This window comes from Roseateles violae, assembly GCF_030410485.1.
Classification (GTDB): domain Bacteria; phylum Pseudomonadota; class Gammaproteobacteria; order Burkholderiales; family Burkholderiaceae_C; genus Roseateles_D; species Roseateles_D violae.
On the sequence record NZ_JAUHHC010000003.1, the window covers coordinates 96,737 to 110,432 of the forward strand.

Sequence of the window (13,696 nt, forward strand, 5' to 3'; positions counted from 1 at the left end):
GTACCTTTTAATAGCGGCCGAACTCATCGGCCTGTGTCTGTTCCGGGACCGCGCACACGACCGCGGGCGACCCTTGATATCCCGTGCTACTGCAGGTCAGGCGCAGAAATAAGCCCCATCTCGGCGCTGGTCATCAGCCGCTCGATGTCCATCAAGATCAGCATCCGCCGGCGGTCTCCCTGCTCCATGACGCCCAGCCCGATGACGTGCTCCATGTCGATGGCGGCCGAGAACTCGGGCGCCGGTCGGATCTGGCTGGTCTGCAGCGCGATCACGTCGGAGACGGAGTCCACCACCATGCCCACCACCCGATTCGCGATCGTCAGGACGATGGTGACCGTCTGCGCGTTGTAGTCGGCGGTGGACAGGCCGAACTTGATGCGCATGTCGAGGATAGGCACGATCACGCCTCGAAGATTCAGCACGCCGAGGATGTAGGCCGGCGCATTGGCAATGCGCGTCGGCGCCTCGTAGCCGCGGATCTCCTGCACCTTCAGGATGTCGATGCCGTATTCCTCGGCTCCCAGATGGAAGCTGAGGAATTCCCCACCGGCGGACTGAGCACCTGCCAAGACTGGCTCATTGCGCACCGTCAAGGCATTGGGCTGTTGCTGATTCATTGATTCATCGCCTTTCTCGCAGCGTGGGCGCCGTCGAGGAGACCCCGTCGGTGCGTTGTTTCATGAGGTCCTGACCAGGCGCAACGCGCAAGGACCTCATGGTTTGGAATGCTAGCAAATGTAAACAAAATGAATGTTAAATTCAAAATGAACATTTAGTTCGAATTGAACATTTCATACAATTCACGGCCGTGCCAAATTGCACATTCACGACAAACGTGCACGCCCCAGGAGTCCTCATGCCCAGCCCGCCCTTGTGCATCGATACCGGTCTGCGCCGTTGTTTCGGCAAGCAGGAACTGCATCAGCGCGTGCTGCAGATGTTCCTCGACGAGCAGAAGTCCGTTTGCACCAGCATCGACGCGGCACTCGCCGAGGAATCGGTCCAAGCGGCGATTTCCCTCGCGCACGCGCTGGTCTCGCGGGCCGGACTGATCGGGGCCGAGGCCCTGTCCCGGACGGCCAGCGAGCTCGAAGAGGCTTTGCGCAATGACCGGCGGTCCGAATGGCCGGCGCTCTTGCAGGCGTTGACGCAGCAGCACGCCAGCGTGCTTGCGGAAATACCCAGGCATCTGTGAACCGTCGACCGAGGTCGACCCATCGTCGCAAGACAGACAAGCCGGATCTCCACATACCGTGTCAAACGAAGCCTCAGACAAGCCCTCCTACTCGACCATCGAGCTTGCTCGACGCCTGGGCGTTTCGACCCCTACGATCCAGCGCTGGGTCGATCAAGGCCGCCTGCTGGCCTGGAAGACCATTGGCGGGCACCGCCGCATCGATGCACAAAGTGCCGATGCGCTCGTTCTCGAAATGGAGCGACAGGCTTCCGGCGCCGCGCCCTCCGCTTCCGGGCCTTCGGTCCTGATCGTCGAAGACGATGCGATCGACCGGGAGATTCACAAGACGCTGGTCGAGTCGATCTGGCCGTCCGCCAAGGTGACGCTGGCCGAGAACGGCCTCGAGGCCTTGCTCGCCATCGGCAAGAGCGTGCCGGACATCGTGATGAGCGACATCGTCATGCCCCATATGGATGGCCTGCAGATGTTGCGGCAGCTGACCCTGCTCGAAGGCGCCAGGCCCCGACTGCTGGTCGCGGTTTCAGCGCTCAAGCCGGCTCAGATTCACAAGCTGGGCGGCTTGCCTCCGAGAGTCCTTTCGATTGCAAAGCCCGTCGAGCCAGAGATTGCCGGTGTCGCGCTGGCGTCGGCGTGGCAGCAGGTCCGTTAGCGTAGCGAGACCTTCTTCCGGACGAAAGGTGCAGGGTGGGCCGAATGCTTCAAGAGCCTGCACCAGGGTCACGCAATAGGCTGCCGCAAAGCGGCCGTTCGTCGACGTCAGCTTGTGGCCGAGAGCTGGCCTCATCTGGCAACACGGACCGACGGAAACCGCTGCCGATCGGCAGCCGGTACTCATGGAAGGCGCAGGCTGATCTAGACCAACCGAACAGAAGCCGTGGCGAGTTTCTAGATCTGGTCGACGGCGTCGGCCAGGCCGTTCTTGCAGTACACGACGGTGTAGTGGGCCAAGTCTCGTTCGGTCTTACCGTGCCAGTGGAGTGGGCTCTGGCTTTGCTCAGAGCTGCACACTTGGGCAAGCATCGCCGTGCGCAATGTGATACATTCGGAACAGACTCGCCCAAGACCCTCTCCAAAGGTCTTATCTGCAGCCCCGCAGGTCTTCCCCAGACCTTATCTCGCGAGCGGCCTGCTACAGCTTTCTCCCCCGCTGATTGCTCTTGAGTGTTTCTGTCTCTGTTCGGCCTCGTGCCGCCGGAGGGATCTTCTATTTGTCCTCAATTCCTAAAGGAGCACTCATGACTACTCAGACCGGTACCGTTAAGTGGTTCAACGACGGCAAGGGCTTCGGGTTCATCGCCCCGGCAGATGGCACGAAAGACCTTTTTGCGCATCACAGCGAGATTCGCAGCAGCGGCGGGTTTCGAACCCTCGCGGAGGGTGCAACGGTCGAGTTTGAAGTGACCCAAGGCCCCAAGGGCTTGCAGGCATCCAACATCCACGCGCTCTGAATCAAGCAGTCGCACCGGCCTGCGAGCCAGGCCGGATGCCGACGCAGCTTCGTCGCCTCGGTCTCGATTCGCTCTGGAAAGGGCTCGGCGACCACCGATCGCGTTGGCGCTTCCTTCCGCGCTTTGTCACACCAGATATGGCCTTGAACTTTGCGGCGAGCGAAGGCACTGGCTGGGCGAACAGGCATTGAGCCACCGTAATCAGTGACGCCTCCGGACGTCCAGCACGATGTCTTTGCCGAAAGCGGCAACGAAAGGGTTCCAGTTTGGCCAAAGAAGACCTCATTGAAATGCGCGGAACGGTGAGCGAAGTGCTCCCCGACCTCCGCTTCCGCGTCACGCTCGAGAATGGCCATCAGGTCACCGCCTACGCCGGCGGCAAGATGAAGAAGAACCATATCCGCGTTCTGACCGGCGACACCGTGACATTGGAACTTTCTGCATACGACCTTTCAAAAGGTCGGATCACGTTCCGCCATATCGAGAGGCGGGACGCATCGGGCCTGACTCGATCTGCGCGTCGCTAAGCGTCCGCAGTCCTTTCGGGTACATTCGTTTTAGCGGGGCTCGCTGCAAGTGACACAGCCCTGTACCAGGCTTGCTTGAAGCGCCACCGGCGGAAGCGTCGCCCTTGACGGGACAAGTTCTTGATCGGAGTTGTCCCGTGTCTTGCCGAACCGATATTCCCGCCTCCGATGTGGCGGCAGCGCCCACCAGCGGCGCGCCGCCCAACGAGGGACTCGCTGCGCCCGTCTCTGCCGAGCATGCCGAACTACGGCGTCAGGGTGCCAAGGCCGCGGCCCGCGGCGACGCACAGGGCTCGAACCCGATGCTAGACACGATCAACCAACCCGGCGCCACCGGGGAGAGTGAGCAGGTCTGGTCCGATCGACGCAACGCCTGGGATCGCGGTCACCATGCGCAGCAACGTCCGACGCTCCTGCCGGCCCGGGCTCCTGGCGGCATGGCGGCCAACGAGCGCGCCCAGGACGAGGCACTGTTCGGCGTCACGAGGGTGCTAACCTTCGCAGGCGCCAAGAGCCTGACCTCAGCCAGCGGTTTCTTTTTCGAGCGGGATAGCCGACTGTTCCTGGTCACCAGTGGCCACGTACTGCGCGACGCCCCAACAGGGCATTTTCCCGACCGCATCGAGATCAGATTGCATACCGATGCGCAGGACCTGACGCAGTCGGCCACGCTGACGATCCTGCTGCATCGCGACGGCCTGTCCGCATGGAATCAGGTGCGTGACAGCGCTGGAGAGGTCGATGTGGCGGCTGTCGAGATCAACCCGACCGCCTTACCGGCGGATTGCGTCGTTCGGCCTTTCGGCCCCCAGCACCTTCCGGTCGGATTCGACCTGTTCGAGGTGGGCGATCGACTGGCCATCCCGGGTTTTCCGCTCGGCTTCTACGACACCGTGCATCACCTGCCCGTGGTGCGGCAAGCCAGCGTGGCCTCCTGGTACGGCGTCCGGTTCCAGGGACTGGGCTACTTCCTTACCGATGCGCGCATGCACCGCGGATGCAGCGGCTCACCGGTGCTCGCGCGCGTCGAGCCTGCCTCTGCAGTCCGGCCGCACTGGTGCCTGCTGGGCGTGCACTCCAGCCGCATGGACATGGCCACGCGCGATGCGGTGCTGGATGAATCGCTGGGATTGAATTGCGCCTGGTATGCCGACGTGCTGCTGGCCCTGACTTCCGGCGCCGGCCGCAACGCACCATGACCCAACCCCTGCTTCAGGCCGCCGATCTGCGCGGCGCCGCACGCCTGACCACCGATGCCGTGGCCGGCCTGGCCAGCCTCGTCGAGGCCATGCATGCGCGCATCGTCACGCTCCCCCGGATCCCTGGCCTGGGCGACGCTATCGGGGCGGATGAACGGACCCGCGGCGTTTCCGGCCTGGTGTACAAAACCGTGCGCGGCGTTAACCGCCTCGCGGGAGGCACGCTCGACGCCTTGCTCGGCTGGCTGGCGCCGGCCCTGGCCGCCGCTGATCCGCAGCAAGCGCCCCGCCCGGAGCGCGAGGCCATTCTTGCGGCCCTCAACGGCGTGCTGGGCGACCACCTCGCGACGACAGACAACCCGCTTGCCATTGCAATGAGGTTCCGGCATTCTGGGCGGCCACTGCCGCTGGAGCGCCATGCGCTTCGCTCACGCCTCGGCGCTGCGACGCCGAAGCTGCTAGTGCTGCTGCATGGACTGTGCATGAACGACCTTCAGTGGCATCGCGCAGGGCACGACCACGGTGAGGCGCTTGCTCGCGATCTGGGCTACACGCCGGTCTACCTGCACTACAACAGCGGCCTGAGCATCTCGACCAACGGTCGCATCCTGGCACGCCTGATGGAGAGCCTGTACAGCGTCTGGCCGGTGCCAATTGAGCGGCTGACGCTGATCGGCCACAGCATGGGCGGCCTGGTGGCGCGCAGCGCCATTCATCACGGCGCGCTGATGGAACGAGGCGGGCTGCGTTGGCCGGGCCGGGTGGACGATCTGGTTTGCCTGGGCACGCCGCACCATGGCGCGCCGCTGGAACGCGTGGGCCATGGTCTGGACCTGCTGCTCGGCGCCGCACCTTACGCGGCTCCGCTGGCTCGGCTGGGCAAGGTACGCAGTGCCGGCATCAGAGATCTTCGCCTTGGAAATATCCTGAAAGGGCCTGCCGGCGACGATGGCACCCATCGGGCAGACTCGATCGCCTTGCCGAGTAGCGCCCGCTGCTTTGCCATTGCCGCCAGTCTCGGCCCGGCCCCTGGGCGCCGGAGGGTGGGATTTCTGGGAGACGGCCTCGTGCCGATCGCCAGCGCCTTGGGGCGGCACGACAACGCCGATCTCGATCTCGGAATCCCGCCGGCGCACCAGGCCGTGGTGCACGACACGAGCCATCTCGATTTGTTGTCGAGTACCGAGGTAGCTGCCTTGCTGCGGCAGTGGCTGAGCTGACGCCCACGCCTCTCCCGGACGCCAAGCACCGCAGCGAAGGTCCTGTACAGCGCACCAGCAAGTCCAATGCTTGGGATATAGCCCGAGTTCGATCGAACTCGGCCGAGGTGCTAGTCACAAAGCGCAAGGGACTACTCGATCCATCCATGACCTGCGCTGTGCGCAAGTACCAACCGTCCGCTCAAGGAGAAAAACCGGACGCATCGCTCCCCGCAGTCTGCAAGGCTTCGTCAGCCCCCCCCACGACTCAATCGTGACCTGTCCGATGGATGGCAACACGACTCGGGAAGGTCTCGTCAGCGAATCTATTCCCGTCAGATCCAAACATCCGGTTGCAGCCCCAGGACAAAGCCGCAAGCACAATAATCTACCGGTCGAGGACCAGGGGGCTCGTAGGATGGCTCGTGCGGGCGTTGTCGAGAATCTCGCCGTCCGACTCAGCAGCGCCTAGCCGGGCTGTTGTCTGCCTGCATTCTGCTCGCATGCGAGCGGCCTCGCCGTGACACCGGTGTACACATTGGTCGAGAACGACGACATGAAGGAGCCAATTGGGTTCGCCCCCTGCCGTCGAACCAGCCGAAAGCTGCCGGTCGTCTATACCCGCTCATGGCCGTCCGCGTCAGTACGCGACCCTGCCAGGAAGATGCCATTCAGGCGCACAACATCTTCTTGAGCAACGGCAGCTGTCGGCGTTGGCCGCGAACTGGAAGTCCCGGCGAGAAGCCGCCCTTCGCGAGAGCCCGCCCTTCCGCTGTTCCGAAAATCATCTTGACCCTCTGACGCCGCACCCCCACACTCGCTCACCTCCCATGGCGAAGGCCCATACGAGACGCACGGCAAATCGCTCGATCGATGACAGCCCAAGCCGCGTCGATGGACCTCTCAGCGCTTCGAGGTGCGGAGAATTGCGCATGCTGCACAGAAGCGATGTAGTGCCCTCAGACGACGGGGTTTCAATCCGCTATGACCTGCATGGCAATGGAGAAACGACGCTGATTTTCGTGCACGGTTGGTGTTGCGACCGTCATGTTTGGGATTGCCAAGCCGATCGTTTGGGGGCGAGCTACCGCGTTGTCTGTCTCGACCTCGCGGGGCACGGTGAGTCTGGACATGACCGAAAGAAGTTCACGGTCCCGGCGTTTGCTCATGACGTCATTGCCGTCGTGAGACACCTCGAGCTCAAACGGGTCGTCTTGATCGGACATTCGATGGCCGGCGGGATCATCGTCGAGGCGGCGCGCCACCTGGGGGCCGTCGTCATTGGTCTCGTCGGCGTCGACACTTTGTGGGACGTCGACAAGGAGCGTTCCGATGACGATGTTGCGACGTTCATGATTCCCTTTCGCGCCGACTTCGCCAAGGCCGCTCGAGGCTTCGTTCGTTCGATGTTCACAGCGACCTTCGATGCAGATCGCGCTGAAGCAATCATCTCCGCCATCGTTGCCGTTCCTGCCCTCGTTGGGACAGAAGCTCTTGAATCGAGCATGGGAAATGGTCGAAATCTTCGAGCCGGACTCGATGAGATCAGAGTTCCGGTCGCGCTGATCAACTCTCCTCATTGGCAGACCACGAATGTCGAGGGAGCTCGGCGACGGGGAATCGATGTCAAGTTGCTGCCGGGTGTTGGTCACTTCGTGATGCTGGACGATTCGGATGCGCTGAACCAACTTCTCGAGGGAGCTGTCAAGAGATTCGTCCTGGCGAGCGAGTACCACTGAGAGCAACTCATCCGCTCCGATGGGCGGCATGCCGCGGTTGAAGTATCTGAACTTCGTCATCGAACTACACCAACGGAGACGCAATGCCAGCCTACATGATCGCCCTGAACAGGACCCTGCATGATCGACGGAAACTCGAAGAGTACTGGAAGGCAGCTGGTCCGACCTTTGAAGGTCTGGGCGCAAAGCGCCTAGCCATCTACACACCGCTCATCTTGCTGGAAATGATGGGGCCGCTCGACGGTGCCGTTGTCATTGAGTTTCCCGATCTCGAGACGGCCAAGGGCTGGTACGAGAGTCCAGCCTATCAAGAGGCTAAGCAGCATAGGAACGGTGCCGCTGATGTCGAACTATTCATCATCGATGGTGGCATCGTGCGCCCCGAAGACCGCATAGCGCACAAGCGGGACCTACGATCGAAGTCTGACGAGGCAGACGTCTAACCGCACCTCGAGCGAAACCTCCCGTTTCGCACCATTGGACGGCAGCCCATGTCGACCGCCTGGTCGACAGTCTCTTTTCGGGGTGGCGAGGGACTCGACGCGGAGTTCCGCTTTTGGGGCGGCCTGCTAGGTCGAGCGGTAACGAAGCGGTCACTGGCGCAGCGCGAATCGCTTTGAAGACTCCTAGGGCCGCAGTACAGGGCAGAGCCGACATTCGGGGCCGCGCCGGTTGCCTGCCCCAACGACTGCTTGATGCCAGACAGCGTGAGTACGCCCGGCGACGGTGACCGGCAGGAACCGCTGCAGAGCAATCCGAGAAGGGCCCAACGCGAGTTGGGCCCTTTTTCTTTGCCGCCCGGAATCGCCCCGTCCGCAAGCTTGAGGGTGTCCGGCACCGATCGCGCGCGGGGCCAGTCTTGGCAGACGCTGCTGGCCGGCAGCTCGAGTGCCTGTGCGCTGAGCCAGCCGAGCTTGGACGCCAACGGCGCGATTGCCTTCAGCGCCACGCCGGTGCCCGAGCCGGCCAGCGCCAGCTTGCTGCTGGGTGGCCTGCTGGCCCTGCTCGCGCGGCGGCGCCGCGGCTGAAGCGAACGAAGACTCAGGGCTTCGCGGCGGGCGTCAGCACCAGGCCGCGGCGCTGCAGCAGCGGCTCGATGCGCGGCTCGTGGCCGACCGCATTGCGGAACAGCTGCATCGCGTCCTGGCTGCCGCCCTGCGACAGCAGCTTGGCGCGGAAGGCATCGCCATTGGCGCGCTGCAGGCCGCCATGGGCCTTGAACCATTCGACCGTGTCCGCGTCCAGCACCTCGGACCAGATATAGGCGTAGTAGCCGGCCGCATAGCCGCCCATGATGTGGCTGAAGTAAGGCGTGCGATAGCGCGGCGGCACCGGCGCATAGTCGAAGCCCTCCTCCTTCAGCACGCGCGCCTCGAAGGCCATCACCGCGTCGGCGCCGGGCACTTCATCGGCGCCGAGCTGGTGCCAGCGCTGGTCCAGCACGGCGGCGCTCAGGTACTCGGTGGTCGCATAGCCCTGGTTGAACTGCTGCGCCGCCAGCACCTTGTCCAGCAGCGCACGCGGCATCGCTTCGCCGGTCTTGTAGTGCTTCGCGTAATTGGCCAGCACGCTGGGCCAGTCGGCCCACATCTCGTTGACCTGCGACGGGTATTCGACGAAGTCGCGCGGCACGCTGGTGCCGGCAAAGCTCGGGTAGCGCACGTCCGAAAACATGCCGTGCAGCGCATGGCCGAACTCGTGGAACAGCGTGTTGACCTCGTCCCATGTCAGCAGGGTCGGCGTGCCGGCCGGCGGCTTCGGGATGTTCAGGTGGTTGGCGATGACGGGCTTCTGCTCCAGCAGCGCGCTCTGCGCGACGTAGGCATTCGCCCAGGCGCCACCGCGCTTCGAAGGCCGCGCATACATATCGGCGATAAAGATCGCCAGCTGCGAGCCGTCGGCATTGAAGACGTCGTAGACGCTGATATCCGCCTGGTAGACCGGCAGATCATGGCGCTGCCTGAACTTCAGGCCGTAGAGCTGGCCCGCCGCATAGAAGACGCCATTCTCCAGCACGTTCTTCAGCTCCAGATAGGGCTTGAGCTGGGACTGATCGAAGCCGTATTTGGCGGCGCGCAGCTTCTCGGCATAGAAGGCCCAGTCCCAGGCGGCCAGCTCGAAACTCGGCTGCTGCTTGGCGGCCTGCTCCTGGTCGATCAGGCGCTGCAGCTCGGCGCCGTCGCGGCGCGCGCTGGCCACCGCCGCCGGCGCCAGCTGGCGCAGCAGGGTGTTGACCGCGGTGGCCGACTTGGCCGTCTCGTCCTTCAGCACGAAATCGGCATGGGTGGCGAAACCCAGCAGGCGCGCGCGCTCGGCGCGCAGCGCGGCGGTGCGCGCGACCAGCGCCCTGGTGTCGAAGGCATTGCCGCGGCTGCCGCGCGCGCTGGCGGCCTTGTAGATGCGCTCGCGCAGGGCGCGGTTCTCCAGCTGGGCCAGCGCCGGCTGCGTGGTCGTGTTCAGCAACGCGATCACATACTTGCCGTCCAGCTGGCGCGCCTTGGCCGCGGCCGCGGCGGCGGCGATCTGCTCGTCCGACAGGCCGGCCAGCTCGGCCGCCGTGTCGACGACCAGGGCCGAGTCGTTGACCTCGGCCAGCACGTTCTGGTTGAAGCGCGCCGCCACGGTCGCCAGCTCGGCATTGATCGCGCGCATGCGCGTCTTCTGCGCCTCGTCGAGCTGGGCGCCGGCGCGCACGAGATTGCGATGATGGCGCTCGATCAGCCGCACCTGGTCGGGCGCCAGGCCCAGCTGTTCGCGCTTCTGGTACAGCGCGTCGACCCGCGCGTAGAGCTTGGGATTCAGCGCCACCGCGTCGCGGTGCGCGGCCAGCCGGGCCGCATAGTCGGCCTGCAGCTTCTGCCGCGCCGGGTTCGAGTCCGCCCCCAGCAGGCTGAACAGCAGGCCGCTGGCGCGCGCCAGCACGCGGCCCGAGCGCTCCATCGCGACGATGGTGTTGTCGAAGCTCGGCGCGGCCGGATTGGCGGCGATGGCCTCGATCTCCTGCAGCTGCTGCGCCATGCCGAGGTCCAGCGCCGGCGCGAAGTCGCCGTCGCGGACCTGGTCGAACTGCGGGTACTGCAGCGGCAGCGGGCTGGGCACGAGCAGCGGATTGCTGCGCTCGGCCGGCGTCTGCGCCAGCGCCGGCAGCACCGCCAGCGCGGCCGCGGCAAACAGCAGGGAGAGCTTGTTGTTCTTCGTCATAGCAAATCTGCGCAGAGGGAAAAGCGGGCAAGCCTAGCCGAGCCCGGCCCAGGCGGCCATTCGCCCCTACCCGCGTTCGGCACGCTGATCGCCCACCTAAAATCGGCCGCCTCCGCTGTTCCTCGTCGACCCGATGCCCACCCTCCTCGCCACCGCCCGCCAGCTGGTCTACGGCCCGGCCGCGCAGGCACCGCGCCGTGCGCTGTTTCTGCTGCTGATCGCCGTCATCAGCTGGCTGGCCCTGACACCGCATCCGCCCCGGGAACTGAGCACCGGCTGGGACAAGAGCAACCACCTGCTTGCCTTTGGCGCGCTGATGCTGAGCAGCCGGCTGGCCTGGCCGCGCCGGCGCTGGACCCTGCTGCTGGCGCTGTTCGCCTACGGCGGCCTGATCGAAATCCTGCAGACCTTCGTGCCGGGCCGCGACGGCGAATGGCCCGATCTGCTGGCCGATTCGCTCGGCCTGGCGCTGGGCCTGCTGCTCGATGCGCTGCTGCGGCGTTCGCCGCTCGCCCCGCGTAACAGCGGCTGATCGCGGCTTCTGCTGACAGGACGGTGGCGGCAATTTGCGCTACCGTCGGGCTCACGGGCCTGCCGGCGGGCCCGCTGGAGGCCCGGCGTGATGTCAGCGAACAGCAGCGACCCAACGCAGATCGAGCGATGGCGCCAGCGCTACACGGCGCTGCGCGCGCACACCGAGGTGCTGGCCGCGCCGCTGTCGGCCGAGGACCAGGCGATCCAGTCCATGCCCGATGCCAGCCCGACCAAATGGCATCAGGCCCATACCAGTTGGTTCTTCGAGACCTTGCTGCTGGCGCCGCTGCTGCCCGGCTACCGGCTTTTCGATCCGGCCTACCGCTATCTATTCAACTCCTATTACGAGGCGCTGGGCCCGCGCCATCCGCGGCCGCAGCGCGGCCTGCTGAGCCGGCCCGGCCTGGCCGAGGTACAGGCCTACCGCGCCCATGTCGACGCGGCGATGGGGCAGTTGCTCGAGCGCATCGAGTCGGCCGCGCTGCCCCTGCTCGAGCTGGGCCTGCAGCACGAGCAGCAGCACCAGGAGCTGATGCTGACCGACATCCTGCATGCCTTCTCCTGCAACCCGCTGCTGCCCGCCTATCGCGAGGAGACACCGCCGCGCCATGCGCCGCACGCGCTGGAATGGCTGTCGCATCCGGGCGGCCAGGTCGAGGTCGGCGCCGGCGAGGACGGCTTCGCCTTCGACAACGAACGGCCGCGCCACGCGGCGCTGCTGGCGCCCTTCCGGATCGCCGACCGCCTGGTCACTTGCGGCGAGTTCGCCGACTTCATTGCCGACGGCGGCTACCGCCAGCCCTCCCTCTGGCTGTCCGACGGCTGGGCGCTGGCCCTGGCGCAGGGCTGGCAGCAGCCGGCCTACTGGCTGGCGCCCGGCGATGCGCGCGCGCCGGCCAGCGAGCAGTGGCAGGTCTTCGGCCTGCACGGCCTGCGGCCGCTCGATCCGCATGCGCCGGTGCAGCAGCTGAGCTTCTACGAGGCGGCCGCCTATGCCGAATGGGCCGGCGCGCGCCTGCCGACCGAGTTCGAATGGGAAGCGGCATGTGGCTTGCCGGGCATCGCCCAGCTGTTCGACCAAGCCTGGCAATGGACCCGCTCGGCCTACCACCCCTATCCGGGTTTTCGGCCGCTGGCCGGCGCCGTCGGCGAGTACAACGGCAAGTTCATGGTCGGCCAGCTGGTGCTGCGCGGCGGCAGCCTGGCGACGCCGGCCGGCCATGCGCGCCCCAGCTACCGCAACTTCTTCCCGCCGGCCGCGCGCTGGCAGTTCAGCGGCCTGCGCCTGGCCCGCGATGGAGAGTCCTCATCATGAATTACCCGGTCCGCGCCCGCACCTCCTTCGCCGCCGATCTGCACGCGGGCCTCGCGCTGACGCGTCGCAGCGTCTCGCCCAAGTACTTCTACGACGACATCGGCTCGCGCCTGTTCGAGCAGATCTGTGAGCTGCCCGAGTACTACCCGACCCGCAGCGAGCTGGGCCTGCTGCGCGCCCATGCGGCCGAGATGGCCGAGTGCATGGGCCCGCGCGCGCAGCTGATCGAGTACGGCGCCGGCGCGCTGCGCAAGGTGCGCTTCCTGCTCGACCGGCTCGAATCGCCGCAGGCCTTCGTGCCGCTCGACATCTCGGGTGCGCACCTGCTGGCCGCCTGCGACGAGCTGCAGCAGGACTATCCGGCGCTGTGCATCGCGCCGGTGGTCGCCGACTTCACCCAGCCACACGACCTGCCCCCGCGGCCGGCGCCGGGCAGCGGCGGGCGCCGGGTCGGCTTCTTCCCGGGCTCGAGCATCGGCAACTTCACACCCGAGGAGGCGCAGGACTTCCTGCGCATGGCCGCGCAGGAGCTGCGCGGCGGCGGCCTGCTGATCGGCATCGACCTGATCAAGGACCCGGCCGTGCTGCACGCGGCCTACAACGACGCGGCCGGCGTCACCGCCGCCTTCAATCTGAACCTGCTGGAGCGCGCGCGGCGCGAGCTGGGTGCCGAATTCGACGCCGACGGCTTCTTCCACAGCGCCTTCTACAACGCGCCGCTGCAGCGCATCGAGATGCACCTGATGAGCCGGCGGCGCCAGGCCTTGCTGCTCGATGGCGTCCCTTATCAATTCGACGCCGGTCAAACCCTGCACACCGAGAATTCGTACAAGTACAGCGTCGCCGGCTTCCAGGCCCAGGCGGCGCGGGCCGGCTTCAGACCCGGACCTGTCTGGACCGACGAGCGCGAATGGTTCGGCCTGCTATGGCTGCAATCTCCCCCATGAATCGTGAAGACGCTAGCCGACGCCGTGCAGCCACGCGAGGTGCAGGGCGGCGAGCAGGTATTCGGCGCGGGCGGGCCGGCCGACAGCACAATCTTCGTGATCGGCGGCCGCCTGCGCGCGACGCGGCGCGGCCGCCGTGCTGATCGCCGCCGGCGGCTGGGCGCTGCGGCGCTGGCTGGCGCTGCGGTGAGGCGCTACCCCTGAGGGTCGGGTCTTCACCCCGGCGTGACGATCGATCGCTATCTAGGGGGGGCGCCGGTCGGCGCCTTGCAAGCCTCTTGACACAGGTCGATACTCGTCGAGGCCTTGCTCCACGAGGCAGGGCAGGCAGGGAGTTCACCAGCAAGCGCCAGCACTGGCGTCGCCAGCTGCCCCGGCGCACTCGC

15 protein-coding genes are annotated in these 13,696 nt (G+C 65.8%); 13 read left to right on the forward strand and 2 right to left on the reverse strand.

Annotated features, from left to right (window positions below):
• Positions 1–86 precede the first annotated feature (86 nt).
• On the reverse strand, positions 87–620 hold the full coding sequence (locus QWJ38_RS10775) for a chemotaxis protein CheW (protein WP_290359086.1): 534 nt from the start codon (positions 618–620) through the stop codon (positions 87–89).
• Positions 621–859: 239 nt separating this feature from the next.
• On the opposite strand from QWJ38_RS10775, the gene QWJ38_RS10780 reads away from it, so the two are divergent.
• The 9 genes from QWJ38_RS10780 to QWJ38_RS10820 all read left to right on the forward strand — a co-directional run bounded on the left by QWJ38_RS10780 (position 860) and on the right by QWJ38_RS10820 (position 8,341).
• Positions 860–1,198, forward strand: a complete 339-nt coding sequence (locus tag QWJ38_RS10780; protein ID WP_290359087.1) for an Hpt domain-containing protein — start codon at positions 860–862, stop codon at positions 1,196–1,198.
• Positions 1,199–1,256: 58 nt separating this feature from the next.
• Entirely contained in the window at positions 1,257–1,850 is a 594-nt protein-coding gene (locus tag QWJ38_RS10785) for a response regulator (protein ID WP_290359088.1), read from the forward strand.
• Positions 1,851–2,436: 586 nt separating this feature from the next.
• A complete protein-coding gene (locus QWJ38_RS10790; RefSeq protein WP_290359089.1) occupies positions 2,437–2,649 on the forward strand; it encodes a cold-shock protein in 213 nt (70 codons plus the stop codon).
• A gap of 266 nt (positions 2,650–2,915) precedes the next feature.
• Positions 2,916–3,176 carry a translation initiation factor IF-1 gene (gene infA / locus QWJ38_RS10795; protein WP_290359090.1) on the forward strand — a complete coding sequence of 87 codons (261 nt, stop codon included), beginning with the start codon at positions 2,916–2,918 and terminating at the stop codon, positions 3,174–3,176.
• 137 nt (positions 3,177–3,313) lie between these two features.
• Positions 3,314–4,375, forward strand: coding sequence for a S1 family peptidase (locus tag QWJ38_RS10800; protein ID WP_290359091.1), 1,062 nt, complete (start codon positions 3,314–3,316; stop codon positions 4,373–4,375).
• Complete coding sequence (locus tag QWJ38_RS10805; protein ID WP_290359092.1) at positions 4,372–5,595, forward strand: esterase/lipase family protein; 1,224 nt, start codon at positions 4,372–4,374, stop codon at positions 5,593–5,595. The genes QWJ38_RS10800 and QWJ38_RS10805 overlap by 4 nt, the downstream gene beginning before the upstream one ends.
• Positions 5,596–6,506: 911 nt before the next feature.
• Positions 6,507–7,313 (forward strand): alpha/beta fold hydrolase, encoded by an 807-nt coding sequence (locus QWJ38_RS10810; RefSeq protein WP_290359093.1) that lies wholly within the window; start codon positions 6,507–6,509, stop codon positions 7,311–7,313.
• A 95-nt stretch (positions 7,314–7,408) separates the two neighbouring features.
• On the forward strand, positions 7,409–7,756 hold the full coding sequence (locus tag QWJ38_RS10815) for a DUF1330 domain-containing protein (protein ID WP_290359094.1): 348 nt from the start codon (positions 7,409–7,411) through the stop codon (positions 7,754–7,756).
• A 384-nt stretch (positions 7,757–8,140) separates the two neighbouring features.
• Positions 8,141–8,341 (forward strand): PEP-CTERM sorting domain-containing protein, encoded by a 201-nt coding sequence (locus QWJ38_RS10820; protein WP_290359095.1) that lies wholly within the window; start codon positions 8,141–8,143, stop codon positions 8,339–8,341.
• Between the two features lie 13 nt (positions 8,342–8,354).
• Here the strand turns inward: QWJ38_RS10820 and QWJ38_RS10825 are convergent, their stop codons facing one another.
• On the reverse strand, positions 8,355–10,514 hold the full coding sequence (locus QWJ38_RS10825) for a M3 family metallopeptidase (RefSeq protein ID WP_290359096.1): 2,160 nt from the start codon (positions 10,512–10,514) through the stop codon (positions 8,355–8,357).
• A gap of 133 nt (positions 10,515–10,647) precedes the next feature.
• Between QWJ38_RS10825 and QWJ38_RS10830 the strand changes: the two genes are divergently transcribed.
• From QWJ38_RS10830 to QWJ38_RS10845, 4 genes are all read left to right on the forward strand, one after another.
• Positions 10,648–11,046 carry a VanZ family protein gene (locus QWJ38_RS10830; protein WP_290359097.1) on the forward strand — a complete coding sequence of 133 codons (399 nt, stop codon included), beginning with the start codon at positions 10,648–10,650 and terminating at the stop codon, positions 11,044–11,046.
• 90 nt (positions 11,047–11,136) lie between these two features.
• Positions 11,137–12,363, forward strand: coding sequence for an ergothioneine biosynthesis protein EgtB (gene egtB / locus QWJ38_RS10835; protein WP_290359098.1), 1,227 nt, complete (start codon positions 11,137–11,139; stop codon positions 12,361–12,363).
• Entirely contained in the window at positions 12,360–13,310 is a 951-nt protein-coding gene (gene egtD / locus QWJ38_RS10840) for an L-histidine N(alpha)-methyltransferase (protein WP_290359099.1), read from the forward strand. The genes egtB and egtD overlap by 4 nt, the downstream gene beginning before the upstream one ends.
• A 3-nt stretch (positions 13,311–13,313) precedes the next feature.
• The gene (locus tag QWJ38_RS10845) at positions 13,314–13,514 is read left to right on the forward strand and encodes a hypothetical protein (RefSeq protein ID WP_290359100.1); all 201 of its coding nucleotides are present in this window, start codon (positions 13,314–13,316) and stop codon (positions 13,512–13,514) included.
• The last annotated feature ends 182 nt before the right edge of the window (positions 13,515–13,696 follow it).

Bases quoted from the DNA above. Each gene is read 5' to 3' on its own strand.
- QWJ38_RS10775 (WP_290359086.1), bottom strand. From the start codon at position 620: ATGAATCAGCAACAGCCCAATGCCTTGACGGTGCGCAATGAGCCAGTC.
- QWJ38_RS10780 (WP_290359087.1), top strand. From the start codon at position 860: ATGCCCAGCCCGCCCTTGTGCATCGATACCGGTCTGCGCCGTTGTTTC.
- QWJ38_RS10790 (WP_290359089.1), top strand. From the start codon at position 2,437: ATGACTACTCAGACCGGTACCGTTAAGTGGTTCAACGACGGCAAGGGC.
- QWJ38_RS10805 (WP_290359092.1), top strand. From the start codon at position 4,372: ATGACCCAACCCCTGCTTCAGGCCGCCGATCTGCGCGGCGCCGCACGC.
- QWJ38_RS10810 (WP_290359093.1), top strand. From the start codon at position 6,507: ATGCTGCACAGAAGCGATGTAGTGCCCTCAGACGACGGGGTTTCAATC.
- QWJ38_RS10815 (WP_290359094.1), top strand. From the start codon at position 7,409: ATGATCGCCCTGAACAGGACCCTGCATGATCGACGGAAACTCGAAGAG.
- QWJ38_RS10825 (WP_290359096.1), bottom strand. From the start codon at position 10,514: ATGACGAAGAACAACAAGCTCTCCCTGCTGTTTGCCGCGGCCGCGCTG.
- QWJ38_RS10830 (WP_290359097.1), top strand. From the start codon at position 10,648: ATGCCCACCCTCCTCGCCACCGCCCGCCAGCTGGTCTACGGCCCGGCC.
- egtB (WP_290359098.1), top strand. From the start codon at position 11,137: ATGTCAGCGAACAGCAGCGACCCAACGCAGATCGAGCGATGGCGCCAG.
- egtD (WP_290359099.1), top strand. From the start codon at position 12,360: ATGAATTACCCGGTCCGCGCCCGCACCTCCTTCGCCGCCGATCTGCAC.